Source organism: Streptomyces rishiriensis, from assembly GCF_003112535.1.
GTDB classification, from domain to species: domain Bacteria; phylum Actinomycetota; class Actinomycetes; order Streptomycetales; family Streptomycetaceae; genus Streptomyces; species Streptomyces rishiriensis.
The window spans coordinates 182,746-199,230 of sequence record NZ_BEWA01000003.1; the positions used below are offsets into that span (position 1 = coordinate 182,746).

Annotated in this window: 14 protein-coding genes, 1 tRNA gene and 1 pseudogene; 10 read left to right on the forward strand and 6 right to left on the reverse strand. The window is 71.1% G+C overall.

Going from position 1 to position 16,485, the window contains the following annotated elements:
• Positions 1-39: 39 nt before the first annotated feature.
• The gene (locus tag Sri02f_RS05680) at positions 40-780 is read left to right on the forward strand and encodes an SDR family oxidoreductase (RefSeq protein WP_108999964.1); all 741 of its coding nucleotides are present in this window, start codon (positions 40-42) and stop codon (positions 778-780) included.
• 1 nt (position 781) lies between these two features.
• Positions 782-1,714 carry an SDR family oxidoreductase gene (locus Sri02f_RS05685; protein WP_108999965.1) on the forward strand — a complete coding sequence of 311 codons (933 nt, stop codon included), beginning with the start codon at positions 782-784 and terminating at the stop codon, positions 1,712-1,714.
• 78 nt (positions 1,715-1,792) lie between these two features.
• Here Sri02f_RS05685 and Sri02f_RS42550 read toward each other — a convergent pair whose 3' ends face one another.
• Complete coding sequence (locus Sri02f_RS42550) at positions 1,793-2,074, reverse strand: hypothetical protein (protein ID WP_245970460.1); 282 nt, start codon at positions 2,072-2,074, stop codon at positions 1,793-1,795.
• Between the two features lie 59 nt (positions 2,075-2,133).
• Between Sri02f_RS42550 and Sri02f_RS42555 the strand changes: the two genes are divergently transcribed.
• Complete coding sequence (locus Sri02f_RS42555; protein WP_245970461.1) at positions 2,134-2,397, forward strand: hypothetical protein; 264 nt, start codon at positions 2,134-2,136, stop codon at positions 2,395-2,397.
• Positions 2,398-2,644: 247 nt separating this feature from the next.
• Here Sri02f_RS42555 and Sri02f_RS05695 read toward each other — a convergent pair whose 3' ends face one another.
• Entirely contained in the window at positions 2,645-3,568 is a 924-nt protein-coding gene (locus Sri02f_RS05695) for a hypothetical protein (RefSeq protein ID WP_108999966.1), read from the reverse strand.
• 89 nt (positions 3,569-3,657) lie between these two features.
• Between Sri02f_RS05695 and Sri02f_RS05700 the strand changes: the two genes are divergently transcribed.
• Complete coding sequence (locus tag Sri02f_RS05700; protein ID WP_108999967.1) at positions 3,658-4,053, forward strand: chorismate mutase; 396 nt, start codon at positions 3,658-3,660, stop codon at positions 4,051-4,053.
• A 147-nt stretch (positions 4,054-4,200) separates the two neighbouring features.
• Positions 4,201-6,699 (forward strand): aminopeptidase N, encoded by a 2,499-nt coding sequence (gene pepN / locus Sri02f_RS05705; RefSeq protein WP_167467493.1) that lies wholly within the window; start codon positions 4,201-4,203, stop codon positions 6,697-6,699.
• A 168-nt stretch (positions 6,700-6,867) separates the two neighbouring features.
• Here pepN and Sri02f_RS05710 read toward each other — a convergent pair whose 3' ends face one another.
• Entirely contained in the window at positions 6,868-7,380 is a 513-nt protein-coding gene (locus Sri02f_RS05710) for a GNAT family N-acetyltransferase (protein ID WP_159106666.1), read from the reverse strand.
• A gap of 254 nt (positions 7,381-7,634) precedes the next feature.
• Here Sri02f_RS05710 and Sri02f_RS05715 point away from each other — a divergent pair, with 254 nt between their 5' ends.
• Entirely contained in the window at positions 7,635-9,002 is a 1,368-nt protein-coding gene (locus Sri02f_RS05715; protein ID WP_108999970.1) for a pyridoxal phosphate-dependent decarboxylase family protein, read from the forward strand.
• The gene (locus tag Sri02f_RS05720) at positions 8,999-10,435 is read left to right on the forward strand and encodes a lysine N(6)-hydroxylase/L-ornithine N(5)-oxygenase family protein (RefSeq protein WP_108999971.1); all 1,437 of its coding nucleotides are present in this window, start codon (positions 8,999-9,001) and stop codon (positions 10,433-10,435) included. Before Sri02f_RS05715 ends, Sri02f_RS05720 begins: the two co-directional genes overlap by 4 nt.
• Positions 10,436-10,539: 104 nt before the next feature.
• Here the strand turns inward: Sri02f_RS05720 and Sri02f_RS05725 are convergent, their stop codons facing one another.
• Positions 10,540-12,345, reverse strand: coding sequence for a bifunctional metallophosphatase/5'-nucleotidase (locus Sri02f_RS05725; RefSeq protein WP_108999972.1), 1,806 nt, complete (start codon positions 12,343-12,345; stop codon positions 10,540-10,542).
• A gap of 149 nt (positions 12,346-12,494) precedes the next feature.
• Here Sri02f_RS05725 and Sri02f_RS05730 point away from each other — a divergent pair, with 149 nt between their 5' ends.
• Together Sri02f_RS05730 and pyk are read left to right on the forward strand one after the other, a co-directional pair.
• Positions 12,495-13,196, forward strand: a complete 702-nt coding sequence (locus tag Sri02f_RS05730) for an SIMPL domain-containing protein (RefSeq protein WP_108999973.1) — start codon at positions 12,495-12,497, stop codon at positions 13,194-13,196.
• A gap of 171 nt (positions 13,197-13,367) precedes the next feature.
• The gene (gene pyk, locus Sri02f_RS05735) at positions 13,368-14,804 is read left to right on the forward strand and encodes a pyruvate kinase (protein ID WP_108999974.1); all 1,437 of its coding nucleotides are present in this window, start codon (positions 13,368-13,370) and stop codon (positions 14,802-14,804) included.
• 12 nt (positions 14,805-14,816) lie between these two features.
• On the opposite strand, the pseudogene Sri02f_RS05740 reads toward pyk, so the two are convergent.
• Positions 14,817-15,484: pseudogene (locus Sri02f_RS05740) on the reverse strand (helix-turn-helix domain-containing protein).
• A gap of 106 nt (positions 15,485-15,590) precedes the next feature.
• A tRNA-Leu gene (locus Sri02f_RS05745) sits at positions 15,591-15,663 on the reverse strand.
• A 100-nt stretch (positions 15,664-15,763) separates the two neighbouring features.
• Here Sri02f_RS05745 and Sri02f_RS05750 point away from each other — a divergent pair.
• Positions 15,764-16,420: an ANTAR domain-containing response regulator gene (locus tag Sri02f_RS05750; RefSeq protein ID WP_108999975.1), complete on the forward strand. Its 657-nt coding sequence runs from the start codon at positions 15,764-15,766 to the stop codon at positions 16,418-16,420.
• Positions 16,421-16,485 lie beyond the last annotated feature (65 nt).

Sequence of the window (16,485 nt, forward strand, 5' to 3'; positions counted from 1 at the left end):
CTTTCCACCAAACGTTTGTTAGGTGGAAGGTAGCAGCGAATGGAGCTGAACGGGAAGGTCGCCGTCGTCACCGGAGGCACCCGCGGCGTGGGCGCCGGCATCGCGCGCTCCCTCGCCCGCGCGGGCGCCGACGTCGTCGTCTGCGCCCGCCGCCCGCCGCCGAACCCCCCCGACCAGGCCCGGTTCGTCCCGCTGGACGTGTGCGACGCCGACGCCGTCCACGCCTTCTTCGCCGAACTGCCCCGACTGGACGTCCTCGTCAACAACGCCGGCGGCGCCCCCTACCGCCCGCTCGCCCACGCCGACGCCCGACGGCACGCGCGCGTGATCGAACTCAACCTCCTCGCCCCCCTGACGGTGTCCCTGGCCGCCCACGACCACCTCGCCCGCACCCAGGGCTCCGTTCTGATGATCGGCAGCGTCAGCGGAGCCCGCCCCTCGCCCGGGACCGCCGCGTACGGCGCGGCCAAGGCCGGCCTGGAGAGCCTCGCCCGCTCCATGGCCGTGGAATGGGCCCCCCGGGTGCGGGTGAACACCCTGGTCGTCGGCATGGTCCGCACCGAGCTGAGCCACCTCCACTACGGGGGCGACGACGGCCTGCGCGCCGTCGCCCGCACCGTCCCGCTCGGCCGGCTCGCCGAACCCGCCGACGTCGGCGCCGCGGCCGTCTTCCTCGCCTCCGACGCGGCCCGCTATATCAGCGGGGCGAGCCTGCTCCTGCACGGAGGCGGCGAACGGCCCGCCTTCCTCGACGCCGCAACGGCCAACAAGGAGACCTGAGATGAGCGCACTCTGCGACGGACGGGTCGTCGTCGTCACCGGCGCCGGACGCGGCCTCGGACGCGCCCACGCCCTCGCCTTCGCCGCGCAGGGAGCCCGCGTCGTCGTCAACGACCTCGACGTGGCCCTGGACGGCGCCCCCGGCGCCGCCCGTGCCACCGGCGCCGCCCGCCCCGACGGTCCGGCCGCCGCCGTGGCCGCCGAGATCCGCGCGGCCGGCGGCGAGGCGGTCGCCCACGGCGGGGACATCGCCGCCTCCGAGGGCGCCGCGTCCCTCGTCACGACCGCCCTGGAGGCCTACGGCCGCCTCGACACCCTCGTCAACAACGCCGGATTCCTGCGCGACCGCATGCTCGTCAACCTCGACGAGGACGACTGGGACGCCGTCCTGCGCGTCCACCTCAAAGGCCACTTCCTCACCCTGAAACACGCGGCCGCACACTGGCGCGCCGAGGCCAAGGCCGGCCGCACACCCGACGCCCGCGTCGTCAACACCTCCAGCGGCGCCGGACTGCTCGGCTCCGTCGGGCAGGGCAACTACAGCGCCGCCAAGGCCGGCATCGTCGCCCTGACGCTCGTCGCCGCGGCAGAACTCGCCCGCTACGGCGTCCAGGTCAACGCGATCGCTCCCGCCGCCCGCACCCGCATGACGCAACGCGCCTTCGCCGAGGCCATGGCCGCCCCCGCCACCGGCTTCGACGCCATGGCCCCCGAGAACGTCTCCCCGCTCGTCGTCTGGCTCGGCTCGGCCGCGAGCCAGGGCGTCACCGGGCGGGTCTTCGAGGCCGAGGGCGGCCGCATCACCGTCATGGACGGCTGGCGGCCGGGCCCGACCGCGGACCGCGGCGCGCGGTGGAGCGCCGCCGAGGCGGGGGAGGTCGTACGGAAGCTGCTGACGGCCGCGGCGCCCCCCGGGTCGGTCTACGGCGCCTGAGCCCCCGCCAAGAACGGTCCGGGCGCCCGCGTCGACCCCCCGAGTCGTCCGGTGAGCCGAGTCGTCCGGTGAGCCGGGTCATCCGGTGAGCCGGGCCGTCGCCCTGCGCTGCGCCTCGGTCATGACGGCGAGGAAGCGGTTCACCGTCTCCAGCTCCCCGGCGTCGAACTCCTCGCACGCGGCGACGATGTCACGCGCCCAGTCCTGGAAGAACACGGCCAGTTCGGCGAGCTCACCGCACCGGCCGCCGACACCCTCGCCGTGCGCTACGGCCGTCTCGTCCTGGGCGCCGGCGCACTGCTCATGGCCGCCGGCTTCGCCTGGGTGGGCGCGGCCGTCGCGGGCAGCGCCGACGCGCACACCGGGGCCTGGCCGCTGGCCCCGGTCTGTTCGTCGCCGGCGCCGGACTCGGCTTCCTCGTGGTGCCCCTGGTCAACGTCGTCCTGTCCGCCGTGCCCGCCGACCTCGCAGGCGGCGCGTCCGGCATCTTCTCCACCGCCCAGCAGTTCGGCGGAGCCCTCGGCGCCGCGCTCATCGGCACCGTCTTCTTCGGCCACACACAGGACGGTCCGACGCAGGCACTGGGCGCCGCCATGCCCTGGGTGACCGGCGGCTTCATTGGCTGCGCGATCCTGTGCGCCCTGCCCCCGCGCGCGGCGACCTCCCGACCGACCGACGCCTGACCACCCCTGGGCCAGTATCCGACGCCCACCGGCCGGCACCCACGCCCACCGGCCGACCGGTGTCCGAAGACCGCCCTGCCGACCCGTAGGACGGCCCTCGGGCCCCGCCCGCAGGACGGCCCTCGGGCCCCGCCCGTAGGACGGGCCTCGGGCCCCGCCCGTAGGACGGGCCTCGGGCCCCGCCCGTAGGACGGGCCTCGGGCCCCGCCCGCAGGACGGGCCCTCGGGCCCCGCCCGCAGGACCGGTCTACGTGTCGCACTCCAGCACCGTGCGGCACAGCCCGCACCGGGCCCGCACCCGGCCCCGCACCGGCACCCGGATCCGCTGGTGGCAGGTGGGACACGGGAACGTCACCCGCAACGGCCCGGCGGCCGGATCCGCGGCGAACGCGTACGGCACGTCTCCCGCGCCCGCGTTCCCCGCGGACCCGTGCCCCCGCCCCTGCCCGTGGCCCTGCGCCTGACGACGGTCGCGGGCGTACCGCCGACGGCCCGTCCAGCCCGCCGCCGTCAGCGGCGGCTGCCGCTCGTCGAGACGGGCCCGCTCCAGCCCCCGCTCGTACGCCGTGTACGCCTGGGCACTGGTGAACCACAACGACGGGTCCTCACCGAACGCCAGGGACCGCTTCGCCAGCACGTACCCGAACTCCTCCGGCGTGAGATACCCCAGCTTCTGCGACGACGCCCCGTCCTCCCGGTACGCGTCCAGCAGCAGCCAGCCCGCCCCCAAGTACGTCGTCGCCGTGTCCGTGAGGATCTCGTTGTCCCGCGTCCCCGGGAACGACAGATCCACCCGGTGCAGATACACATGCATGATCTCGTGGGCCAGAGCCGCCCCGATGTCCCGCCGATGCCCCCGGAAACGGTCGTTCAGCTCCACGAAGTACTCCGGGCCCGCCGTCAGCTCCACGTTCGCCGCATGCTGCATCTCACGGAACGCCACGACCATCCGCGCGTCCGGCAAGCGGAAATGCCGCACCAGCTCGCGCGCCACCCGCTGCGCGCCCAGATGCAGATCGTCCGTGTCGCAGAAGGCCACGTCGGCCGGCGGCACACTCGTCGCGAACTGCTGGACGGTGTCGTACGACAACCGCCGGTACAACGCCGTGACAGCCGCCCGCACCGTCTCCAGATGCGGAAAACCGTGCTCGACCGGTCCGCCGTCGGCCACGCCACCACCCCCAGGACGCGTGCACCCGGTTCCACTGTACGGGCAGCGCGTCCCCCCCCCCGCGAAGGCATGCCCTAGGGTGATCGCCCATGACCACCAGCAACACCCCCACCAGCAACAGCCCCACCAGCAACACCCCCACCGCTGACGCCTCCGGACCCGGCGCCCCCGCCGTCGACCCCGCCGTCCGCGAAGAGCTCGCCCGGCTGCGCGACAGCATCGACAACATCGACGCCGCCGTCGTCCACATGCTCGCCGAACGCTTCAAGGCCACCCAGCAGGTCGGCCACCTCAAGGCCCGCCACCAGCTGCCCCCCGCCGACCCCGCCCGCGAGGCCCGCCAGATCGAGCGGCTGCGCACCCTCGCCGAGAACGCCAAACTCGACCCCGCGTTCGCCGAGAAGTTCCTCACCTTCATCATCGCCGAGGTCATCCGCCACCACGAGCGCATCGCCGAGGACAACGCCGCCCCGACCGGTGACTGACCGGCGACGGACCGGCGACGGACCGGTGACCGCCCGGCGACTTATTGGCGACCGACCGGCGGCCCGGCGCTCGGCGCGAGAAGCGACATAGCGCGCGTACCGATCCGCCCCTGTGCCCGGCCTGCGGTATCAGGCAGCATGTCGTGCATGTCCGTACTGACGCGCGACGAAGCGCTAAGCCGTGCCAAGCTCCTCGACGTCCACCGCTACACCATCGAGCTCGACCTGACGACCGGCGACGAGACCTTCGAGTCCGTCACCGTCATCCGGTTCGCCGCGCGCGCCAACGGAGACACCTTCGTCGAGGTCAGGCCCGACACTCTGCACTCCGTCACCCTCGACGGCGAGCCTCTCGACCCCGGGACGCTCGACGGCGGCCGGCTCGCCCTCGACGGCCTCACCGCCGGCGACCACGAACTGCGCGTCCGGGCCGACATGCGCTACTCCCGCACCGGCGAGGGCATGCACCGCTTCACCGACCCCACCGACGGCGAGACCTACGTCTACACCCAGCTGTTCATGAACGACGTCCAGCGCGTCTTCGCCGCCTTCGACCAGCCCGACCTCAAGGCCGTCTTCGACGTCTCGGTGAAAGCCCCCGAGAACTGGACCGTCCTCGCCAACGGCATCACCGAACACCTCGGCGAAGGCCGCTGGCAGGCCGCCGCCACCCCCCTTGTCTCCACCTACCTCGTCGCCGTCGCCGCCGGCCCCTGGCACACCGTGCGCACCGAACACCGCGGCCTGCCCTTCGGCCTGCACTGCCGCCGCTCCCTGGCCTCCCACCTCGACGCGGACGCCGACGAACTCCTCGGCATCACCCGCGCCTGCTACGACCGCTACCACGAGAAGTTCGAAGAGCCCTACCCCTTCGACTCCTACGACCAGGCGTTCGTGCCCGAGTTCAACGCCGGCGCCATGGAGAACCCCGGCCTCGTCACCTTCCGCGACGACTTCGTCTACCGCTCCGCCGTCACCGACACCGAACGCCAGACCCGCGCCATGGTCATCGCCCACGAGATGGCCCACATGTGGTTCGGCGACCTCGTCACCCTCCGGTGGTGGGACGACATCTGGCTCAACGAGTCCTTCGCCGAGTACATGGGCTACCAGACCCTCACCGAAGCCACCCGCTTCAAAGACACCTGGACCGAGTTCGGCGTCGTCCGCAAGTCCTGGGGCTACGACGCCGACCAGCGCCCCTCCACCCACCCCGTCGCCCCCGAGAACGTCGACGACACCGCCTCCGCCCTGCTCAACTTCGACGGCATCTCCTACGCCAAGGGCGCCTCCGCGCTGCGCCAACTCGTCACCTGGCTCGGCGAGAAGGGCTTCCTCGCCGGCATCAACACCCACATCGCCCGCCACAGGTTCGCCAACGCCACCCTCGCCGACTTCATCGACTCCCTCGCCGCCCACACCGACCGCGACGTCCACGCCTGGGCCGACGCCTGGCTGCGCACCACCGGCGTCGACACCCTCACCCCCACCGTCAGCGGCGCCAACGGCGACCGCACCCTGACCGTCGCCCACCACGGCAGCCGCCCCCACCGCGTCGCCGTCGGCCTCTACGACCTCGACCTCGCCGACGAGGGCCGCCACCTCACTCTGCGCCGACGCCTCGAAGTCGACATCCCGCAGAGCGACCCCCAGCCCATCGGCAAGCTCCCCGCCCTCCTCCTGCTCAACGACGGCGACCTCACCTACACCAAGATCCGCTTCGACCCCGAGTCCTTCGCGACCGTCCGCGGCAACCTCTCCGGGCTGCCCGACCCGCTCACCCGCGCCGTCGTCTGGAACGCCCTGCGCGACGCCGTCCGCGACGACGAACTCGCCCCCACCGCCTACCTCGAAGCGGCCCGTGCCCACCTCCCGCAGGAAACCGACCTCGCCGTCGCCCAAGGCGTCCTCGCCTTCGCCGCCGGCCAGATCGCCGACCGCTACGTCACCCCCGAGCAGCGCCCCGCCGTGCTCGCCACCCTCACCACCCTGTGCCGCGACCTCATCCGCCGCACCGAGGACGGCGACCACCCCGGCCTGCGCCTCATCGCCGTACGCCACCTCATCGCCGTCGCCGCCCACCCGGACACCATCGCCGCCTGGCTCGCCGACGGCATCGTCCCCGGCGGCCCCGAACTCGACCCCGACCTGCGCTGGCGCGTCCTCGCCCGGCTCGCCGTCCTCGGCGCCACCGACGCCGACGCCATCGCCGCCGAACTCGACGCCGACCCCTCCGCCACCGGCCGGGAAGGGGCCGCCCGCTGCCGGGCCGCCCTCCCCGACGCGGACGCCAAGGAACAGGCCTGGGCGGCGATGTTCTCCTCCGACGGCCTCTCCAACTACCTGTTCAACGCCACCGCCCAGGGCTTCTGGCAGCCCGAACAGGCCGACCTCGTCAGCGGCTACGTCCCCCGCTTCTTCGAGGACGCCGTCACCGTCGCCGCCCGCCGCGGCCCCGCCATCGCCGAGGCCGTAGGACGCTGGGCGTTCCCCGCCCACGTCGTCGACCCCGAGATCCTGCGTCTGGGCGAGCAGTGTCTCGCGACCGCCGGACCGACCCCGGCCCTGCGCCGCAAACTCGTCGACCAGCTCGACGACCTCACCAGGGCCCTGCGAGTCCGCACCACCGGCCGGCCCCACCCGTGACCGATCGGCTGGCCCGCTGGTGACTGACCGGCGGGCCTGCCGGTGTCCGATCGGCTGGGTCTGCCGGTGTCCGACCGGCGGCCTGTGGGCGACAGCTCGCCGCGCTTGCACGCAAACGCGCGCACGAGGGAGGCGCGCCCGCCCACGCGCGCCCGTACGCAGATCCCTCTAACGCGGGTCCCGGCGCAGCACAGCCCGGCGCACGCCCCCTTCGCGCGGTCCCGCCCGCCGGTTGCCCACCCCGGCAGCCGGCGTCGGACCGGGGTCCTCCAGGACGAAGCCCGACCGCTCCAGGAAACGTTCCCCGGGCTCCCACCCCGGCGGGACCGTCGCCGTCACCCGCGTGACGCCCCCCGCACGCGCCAGCAACGCGCCGGCCACCGCCCGCCCCAGACCCCGCCGCCGGGCCCCCGGCGCCAGCAGGAACATCCCCACCGCCACCGCGCCCGGCTCCGGGTGATCCCGCACGGCGTCCACCACACCCGCCACCGACCCCGCCCACTCCACCAGCAGCACCACCTTGTCCTGCGGCGCCGCCCCCTCCGGCAGCGCGTAGAACAGGCTCTGCACATCACCCGGCGCCGACGGCAGCCCCGTCGCCGCGACGAACCAGTCCTCGCACTCCTCGAACAGTGCGAGCAGCGCGGCCTCGTCCCCGGGACCCGGCTCACGCAGCACCACCGGCTCACCCTCCCACTCCAGCCCCAGGCCCCGCCCGGGCACAGGCCCCGGACCCGGACCCGGCACAGACTCCGGCTTCCTCACGCTCCCCACCTCACTCGACCGTAGACGTCCGGCAGGGGCGCACACCCCCACCCGCAATTCCCCTACGGGAGTACCCCCTTTCGAGTACCGATCTCCGGGCTTTCGGGCGCGCCCGCGCAACCCCGTACAAGCTGGAATCCCGCTGCCCCGCGCCAGCCCGGAGAAGCCCCATGAGCACGCCACCCCTCGCCTCAGGGCCCCACGGACCCGACGCCCTGAGGCCGTTGCTCGCGACCGTCCTCGACGCCCTCGACGCCGGCGCCCGCTCACGCCGCGGCCCGCTCCCCGCCGGCGGACCCGACGCCGTGACCGCCCGACTCGCCCACGCGGTGGGCGACATCCTGCCGACCGACGGCGACCCCCACGCCCTGCGCACCCTCGTACACGCCCTCGCCGAAGGCTCCGCCGACCCCGCCCACCCCCACTGCACCGCCCACCTGCACTGCCCGCCCCTCGCCGTCGCCACCGCAGCCGACCTCGCCGCCTCCGCCCTCAACCCCTCCCTCGACTCCTGGGACCAGGCCCCCGCCGCCTCCGCCCTCGAAACCCTCGTCACCCGCACCCTCGCCGCCCTCGCCGGCCTCGCCGACGCCCTCGTCACCACCGGCGGCACCGAAGCCAACCAACTCGCCCTCCTCCTCGCCCGCGAGGCACACGGACCCGCCCTCCGGCTCATCTGCGGGGCCAACGCCCACCACTCCCTGCCCCGCGCCGCCTGGCTCCTGGGCCTCCCCCCACCTCTGATCCTCCCCACCCCCACCGGCACCCTCGACCCCGCCGCCCTCCACCGAGCACTCACCACCCGCCCCGGCCCCCACCCGCCCGTCGTCGTGGCCGCCACCGCAGGCACCACCGACGCAGGCCTCATCGACCCCCTCCCCGCCATCAGCGCCCTGTGCCGCACCCACGGCGCCCGCCTCCACATCGACGCCGCCTACGGAGGCGGACTCCTCTTCAGCGACCGCCACCGCCCCCGGCTCGCCGGACTCGACACCGCGCACACCGTCACCCTCGACCTGCACAAACTCGGCTGGCAACCCGCCGCCGCCGGACTCCTCGCCGTCCACGACCCCCACGACCTCGCCGCCCTGCACCACCACGCCGACTACCTCAACGCCGCCGACGACACCGACGCCGGCCTCCCCGACCTCCTCGGCCGCTCCCTGCGCACCACCCGCCGCCCCGACGTCCTCAAGATCGCCGTCACCCTCAAGACCCTCGGCCGCACCGGCCTCGGCGCCCTCGTCGACCAGGTCTGCGAACACGCCCGCCACCTCGCCGACCTCATCACCGCACACCCCCGCCTCGAACTCCACGCCCCACCCACCATCAGCACCGTCCTCTTCCGCCCCACCGACGCCACCGACGCCACCGTCGCCGAGATCCGCCGCCGCCTCCTCACCGACGGCCGAGCCGTCCTCGGCCGCGCCCGCCAAGACGGCCGCCTCTGGTTCAAAGCGACCCTCCTCAACCCCCACACCCGCCCCGCAGACCTGACCGCCCTCCTGCACCTGGTGGAAGGAAGCACCCCCACATGAGCACGCCCCCACCCCACGACACCCCCCGCGACACCGACACCCCCCGCGACCTCGTCGGCATCGGCATCGGCCCCGCCAACCTCTCCCTCGCCGCCCTCGCCCACCCCCTCGCCGAGCTCGACGCCGTCTTCTACGAACAACGCCCCCGCTTCGACTGGCACCCCGGCCTCCTCATCGACGGCGCCCGCGTCCAGGTCCCCTTCCTCGCCGACCTCGTCACCCTCGCCGACCCCACCAGCCCCTGGAGCTTCCTCAACTACCTCAGAACCCACCACCGCCTCTACCCCTTCTACTTCGCCGAGCGCTTCCACACCCACCGTGCCGAATACGACGCCTACTGCCGCTGGGTCGCCGACCACCTCCCCGGACTCCACTTCCGCCACCAGGTCGACGCCGTCCGCTGGAACACCGAACACGACGTCTTCGAAGTCGACTTCACCCACCTCGACGCCGACGGCGAAGCCGAAGCCCTCGGCCGCACCCACACCCGCAACATCGTCCTCGGCATCGGCACCCAGCCCCACGTCCCCGACCCCCTGCGCCCCCTCGTCGACGCCCCCGGCGTCCCCGTCGTCCACGCCGCCGACTACCTCACCCACCGCGACACCCTCCTCGCCGCCGGCCACATCACCGTCGTCGGCTCAGGACAGTCCGGCGCCGAGATCTTCCTCGACCTCCTCCGCCACCGCCCCACCGGCCGCGAACAACTCCACTGGATCGGCCGCACCCACGCGTTCGCCCCCATGGAGTACTCCAAACTCGGCCTCGAACACTTCACCCCCGACTACACCCGCTACTTCCACGCCCTCCCCGAGAACGTCCGGGACCGCCTCACCGACGCCCAGTGGCAACTCCACAAAGGCATCGACGCGGGCACCCTCTCCGCCATCCACGACGAGCTCTACCGCCGCACCCTGGACGGCGACTGGCCCGACACCGTCCTCACCCCCGGCGTCCGCGTGCGCACCGCCGGCCGCATCGCCACCACCAAAATCGAACTCCACCTCGAACACATCCAGCAGAACACCCGCACCCGCCTCACCACCGACGCCGTCGTCCTCGCCACCGGCCACCGCGAACGCCCGCTCGACCGCATCCTCGCCGGCCTCGACCCCTACATCCGCCGCGACAACAGCGAACGCCCCCGCATCGACGAACACTTCCGCCTCGTCCTCGACCCCTCCGTCACCGCCACCGGCTGCAACGTCTACGTCCAGAACGCCGAACGCCACACCCACGGCGTAGGCGCCCCCGACCTCGGCCTCGCCGCCTGGCGCAGCGCCACCATCCTCAACACCCTCACCGCCAAGGACCCCTACCCCCTCCCCACCCGCACCGCCTTCACCACCTTCGGCCTCGCACCACAACCCCAGCACCGCGTCCCACCCGCCCGACAGGCCCCCGCCCTCACCCCCCTCGTCGACCGCCGGTAGCAACCACCGCCCACCCCCACCCGCGAACGCGAAAGGCGGTGATCACGCAGGAGCCGACCCGGCCACCGCGCAACCACCGCCCACCGCCCACGGACCCCGGACGCCTAGAACACCGGCGTACCGTCCCGCGTCAGCTTCCAGTCCACCGACGCGAAGTCCTTCGGATCCAGCACACCCTTCGCCGTCACCCACTCCGCGATCCGTGTACGGATCTCCGTCGACTCCGACCACAACTCCTGCGCCGACGCCACATGCGGGAACGCCCCACCGCCATTGGCCCGGTAATTGTTCACCGCCAGCACGAACTGCTGCCCATCCGCCAACGGCGCACCCTGGAACGTCAGATTCCTGATCCGCGAACCGGCCGGCTGCGCCACGTCGATGTCGTACGACAACCCCGACACATAGTCATAGTTGTAATCCGGCCGGTTGTTCGCGTTCGTCAGCTTCTCCACGTCCACCACCGCACCGGCCGCCGTCTGCACGAAATACTCCGCCGAGTACTCCAGATACGCCCGCACCTGCGCACCCGTCAGCAACTTCGCCACCAACGTGTTGTCGTACACGTACAGACCCGACAGGTCCCGGATCGTCACCTTGCCCGCCGGGATCTCCGACGTCCGCGAGAACGGCGACGCCTGCGCGATCACCGGCAGCGACGCGTACGACGTCCCCGCCAGCGCCGCCTTCACCACGTCCTCCTGCACCTTGGTGATCAGGTCGATGATCGGGGCGTCCTTGTACCGCGCCTCCACCGTCGTCAACGTCTCCGTCGCCGACCCCACCACCTGATTGACGTACTTCACGACCTTCGCGTGCTCGTCGCTCAGCAACTTCGTGATCTTCGGGTCGTCCGCCACCGTGTTGGAGTTCAACACCTTCGACGCAACGGACTCGACGACCCACTTCCCCTTCTCGAACACCAACGACACGTCGAACACCGACAACCGCTCCGCGTAAGCCAACGGCTCCGAAAGCACCACCGTGCGGCCCGTCTTCGCGTTCGTCACCCGCAGCTCGGGAATCTCCACATGCGCGTGCCCGACCAGAATCGCATCGATGTCCGGCACCTGCTGCGCCACCAGAGCCGCGGAATTCTCCACATACGGCAGCTGATCACCGTACGACGACGTACCCGACGAACCCGAGTGCGCCGACACGATCACCACATCCGCGCCCAGCGACTTCAGCTTCGGCACCCACTTCGCCGCCTGCTCCTCCAGGCCCGGGAACGCCAGCTTCCCCTGCACATACGCCTTGTCCCAAATGGCGATACCCGGATTCGTCAGACCGAGCACCGCCACCTTGACCGGCGGCGCCCCCTTCACACAGAACGTCTTCATCACATACGGCGCGAAAGCCGGCCGCAGCGTCTTCGCGTCCACCGCATTCGCCCCGAGCAACGGGAACCGCAACTGCGACTCGAACTTCCGCAGCGTCTCGATCCCGTAGTTGAACTCGTGATTACCCAGCGCCGCCGCGTCATACCCGATCGCGTTCATCGCCAGCGCCATCGGATGCACCGGACCACCCTTGGCGGTGATCGGGTCCACCTTCGCGTAGTAATACGTCAGCGGAGTGCCCTGGATCGTGTCGCCCGCGTCCAGCAGCAGCGTGTTCTCGCGCCCCTTCTCCTGCCGGATCCGGTTCACCAGCGTCGAGATCCGCGCCAGCCCCTGCGCGTTGCCCGCCGCGTCCTTGTACTCCGCGTCCTTGAAGTAGTCCCAGTTGAAGACATGACCATGCAGGTCCGTCGTCCCCAGCACCGTCAACGCGTACCGCTTCGGCTGCCGCACCGGCTTCCCCGCAGCCGCCGCCTGCGCCGACGGAGCCGCCGCCGCACCCGCGATCGCCACCCCCGCCCCGGTCGCAGCGGACTTCTTCAGGAACTTCCGGCGGTTCAACGGCATGTCTCTTACTCCTCGGGGGAAGGCCAATGACGCGCGTAGATTCTGACCCGGCCACGGCCGACCGCAACAGATACAGGAGGTTGCGATCTGGTGACCAGCACGGTCAACTCCGCCCAGGGAACAGGGAAAGCCATGACAAGGTAGGACGTATGGCCACCCCCCGGAACCCCCCGTACGGCACCCCCCAAGCCCCCCTCCTCACCGTCCACGGCCAAGCCGAACTCGAAGTCGACCCCGAGATCGCCCGCCTCGCCGTCACCCTCACCGCCCGCGGCCGCGACCGCCGCACCACCCTCGACGACCTCACCCACCGCAACACCGCCACCCTCACCCTCATCAAGTCCTACGGCGAAGCAGTCGCCGACCTCTCCACCGGCGCCCTGTCCCTCACCCCCGAACTCGGCCAACACGGGCGCGGCGAACGCGTGCGCACCTACCACGGCACCGTCCACCTCACCGCCGACCTCACCGACTTCACCGCCCTCGGCGAACTCGCCACCCGCCTCGCCGACCTCGACCTCACCACCGTCGACGGCCCCTGGTGGACCCTCCGCCCCCACTCACCCGCCCACCGCCGCGCCCGACAGCAGGCCGTGCACGACGCACTGCGGCGGGCCAGGGAATACGCCGAGGCCCTGGACACGACCCTGGCCGCGCTGATCGAACTGGCCGACACCGGCTCCGCCGTCACCGGCCTGCACCCCCAAACCCGCCGCACCGCCCGCATGACCCGATCGGCCGCCACGGCCAAAGACGAATCCACACCCGAACCCCTGGATCTCGAACCCCAGCGCCAGCAGGTCAGAGCAGAGGTCAGCGCCCACTTCACGATGAATCCACCACAACTCTGACCGGACTCCGACCGGACTCCGACCGTCCCCCGAATTCACCCATTCGAGAAAATGCTCATCAGAGCGGCCGGCCGCACAATTTATAAGTTGTCAACAACCCTTCACCAAAAGGTTGTTGAGCAGCCATGTGCCACCAATTCCCTACCCGCCGGTAAGACATAAGCTCGAAACATGCGCCGAGCGAAAATCGTCTGCACCCTGGGCCCCGCCACCGACACATACGACCAGCTCAAAGCCCTGGTCGACGCCGGAATGGACGTAGCCCGATTCAACCTCAGCCACGGCACCCACGCCGAACACGAGGAGCGCTACCACCACGTACGCAAGGCCTCCGACGAGACCGGCCGCAGCGTCGGAACCCTCGCCGACCTTCAAGGCCCGAAGATCCGCCTCGGCCACTTCACGCACGGCCCCGTACTCCTCGAACGCGACGACATCTTCACCATCACCGTCGAAGAAGGCATCGCAGGCGACGGCACCCTCTGCGGCACCACCCACGCCGGCCTCGCCCAGGACGTCACCCCCGGCGAACGCATTCTCGTCGACGACGGCAAAGTCTGCCTGGAAGTCACCGACGTCGACGGCCCGTGCGTCCACACCCGCGTCATCGAAGGCGGCGTCGTCTCCGACCACAAGGGACTCAATCTCCCAGGCGTCGCCGTCTCCGTCCCCGCCCTCTCCAAAAAGGACGAAGACGACCTTCGCTGGGCCCTGCGCACCGGCTTCGACGTCATCGCCCTCTCCTTCGTCCGCACCGGCCGGGACATCCTCGACGTCCACCGCATCATGGACGAGGAAGGCCGCCGCCTCCCCGTCATCGCCAAGATCGAGAAACCCCAGGCCGTCGAGAACATCGACGACATCGTCGCCGCCTTCGACGGAATCATGGTCGCCCGAGGCGACCTCGGCGTCGAAATGCCCCTCGAACAGGTCCCCATCGTCCAAAAGCGCGCCATCACACTCGCCAAACGCAACGCGAAACCGGTGATCGTCGCCACCCAGATGCTCGACTCCATGATCGAGAACTCCCGCCCCACCAGAGCAGAGGCCAGCGACGTCGCCAACGCCGTCATCGACGGCACCGACGCCGTCATGCTCTCCGGCGAGACCAGCGTCGGCAAACACGCCGTCCAGACCGTCCGCACCATGGCGAAAATCGTCGAAGCGGCCGAAGAGGACATCCTCGCCAAAGGCCTCCCCGAACTCACCGAGAACAACAAACCCCGCACCCAGGGTGGCGCCGTCGCCCGCGCCGCCGCCGAGACCGGCGACTTCCTCGACGCCGCATTCCTCGTCGCCTTCACCCAGAGCGGCGACACCGCCCGCCGCCTCTCCCGTTACCGCTCGCCGATCCCGCTCCTGGCCTTCACCCCGGAACCCGCGACCCGCTCCCAGCTGAACCTCACCTGGGGCGTCGAGACCTTCCTCGGCCCGGCAGTGGCCTCCACCGACGCGATGGTCGACCAGGTCGACGAACTGCTGCTGCGCTACGGCCGCTGCCGCAAGGGCGACGTGGTCGTGATCACGGCAGGCTCCCCGCCCGGCGTCTCGGGCTCGACGAACCTGGTCCGCGTCCACCACGTGGGCGAGGACGACAGCCCGAAGTAGACCATCGGGGGGTCAGTGCTTGGGGCCTACGTGGGCGTCCATGAGGCCACGGACGCCTTGTGGGCGACGGAGATGTTGAACGGGATTCCGTTGCGCGTGCAGTAGGTCCAGTCGACACCCAGCTTGTCGAGCGTGTCCGTGTAGAGCCCCCGGATGTCGTCGGACAGGTTGGTGAAGAAGTAGCGCGGGTATGCGTAGCGCTTGCGCGCACCGCCGATGGTCTTCTCGGTCCAGTTGGCGATGCGACAGCCGTCGGAGTGGATGAGCCCGCGGATGAAGTGCCAGGGGTGTTCGTCGACGATGGCCTGCTGCCAGGGTTCCAGGGAGATTCGGCGCTCGTGTTTCCTGCCGGGTCCGTGCTGGGGTAACAGATCGGGCCAGTGCGCGTAGTAGCCGACGACCGATACGTGGCCCGCGGCCTGGACGCGGTACGCGGTGTGCGCGGGATTGACGGCGAGCAGAGCGGCTTCGCAGGCGTCGATCAGGCCGGGCCAGGAGTACGCCATTCGGTCGGTCGGCGGGCCGGGAAGCGGGGCCGCCATGCGGGGCAGCGGTTCGAGTCGGCCCCGCCAGGAGCGGATTGCGGCCCGCGAGATGCCTGTCTCCCGGCTGACCGAGTTGAGACTGCGGCCCTGGGCGATCAGTGCGACAGCTCGCTTGCGTGTGCTGACGTCGTACATGCGGCCACTCTGTGAGAGTGGTCGCGGCGGCACGCAGCAAAAAGCGGATGTTCACGAGAACGGGAACATCCGCTTTTCTTTCGCGACCTTGGGAACCAAGGAAAAGTGCCCCGAGTCGGATTCGAACCGACGCTGGATGGGTTTTGAATCCATGGCCTCTACCGCTGGGCTACCGGGGCCCCTTCGAAACGAAGGTCAGCGGTCACCCGCTGTGTCACCACCTTACCGCAGCTGGGTAGGCTCTTGTCAGCAGTACCCGCCCCTGAACGAGGAGCCCCCGTGACCGCCCCCGAGTCGCCCCAGCCCGTAGACGCGCCCGACGACGACAAGTCGCACGTGCCTCCGCTGACGACCCGTGTCGTCATCGCCGAGGACGAGGCGCTGATCCGCCTCGACCTCAAGGAGATGCTGGAGGAGGAGGGCTACAGCGTCGTCGGTGAGGCCGGTGACGGTGAGCAGGCCGTCGAGCTCGCCCGTGAGCACAAGCCGGACCTGGTGATTCTGGATGTGAAGATGCCGAAGCTGGACGGCATCTCGGCCGCGGAGAAGATCGCCGAGGAGCGCATCGCGCCGGTGCTGATGCTGACGGCGTTCTCGCAGCGCGACCTGGTGGAGCGGGCGCGGGACGCGGGTGCGATGGCGTATCTGGTGAAGCCGTTCAGCAAGAGTGACGTGGTGCCGGCGATCGAGATGGCGGTCTCGCGTTTCACGGAGCTGCGTGAACTGGAGAACGAGGTCGCCGACCTCACCCTGCGGCTGGAGACGCGCAAGCTGGTGGACCGGGCGAAGTCGATCCTGCAGACGGAGTACGGGCTGACGGAGCCGGCGGCGTTCCGGTGGATCCAGAAGACGTCGATGGACCGTCGGATGTCGATGCAGCAGGTGGCTGAGGCGGTCATCCAGGACGCGGAGGAGAAGAAGGCGAACAAGGGTTAGTCCCTGCGGCGCCCTGTGCGCATGACGAGGCCCGCGCCCGGAGAAGGGGCGCGGGCCTCGTCGTG

Excerpts from the sequence above, each read along its gene's own strand:
- Sri02f_RS05680 (WP_108999964.1), top strand. The coding sequence starts at position 40 with ATGGAGCTGAACGGGAAGGTCGCCGTCGTCACCGGAGGCACCCGCGGC.
- Sri02f_RS05685 (WP_108999965.1), top strand. The coding sequence starts at position 782 with ATGAGCGCACTCTGCGACGGACGGGTCGTCGTCGTCACCGGCGCCGGA.
- Sri02f_RS05700 (WP_108999967.1), top strand. The coding sequence starts at position 3,658 with ATGACCACCAGCAACACCCCCACCAGCAACAGCCCCACCAGCAACACC.
- pepN (WP_167467493.1), top strand. The coding sequence starts at position 4,201 with ATGTCCGTACTGACGCGCGACGAAGCGCTAAGCCGTGCCAAGCTCCTC.
- Sri02f_RS05715 (WP_108999970.1), top strand. The coding sequence starts at position 7,635 with ATGAGCACGCCACCCCTCGCCTCAGGGCCCCACGGACCCGACGCCCTG.
- Sri02f_RS05720 (WP_108999971.1), top strand. The coding sequence starts at position 8,999 with ATGAGCACGCCCCCACCCCACGACACCCCCCGCGACACCGACACCCCC.
- Sri02f_RS05725 (WP_108999972.1), bottom strand. The coding sequence starts at position 12,345 with ATGCCGTTGAACCGCCGGAAGTTCCTGAAGAAGTCCGCTGCGACCGGG.
- Sri02f_RS05730 (WP_108999973.1), top strand. The coding sequence starts at position 12,495 with ATGGCCACCCCCCGGAACCCCCCGTACGGCACCCCCCAAGCCCCCCTC.
- pyk (WP_108999974.1), top strand. The coding sequence starts at position 13,368 with ATGCGCCGAGCGAAAATCGTCTGCACCCTGGGCCCCGCCACCGACACA.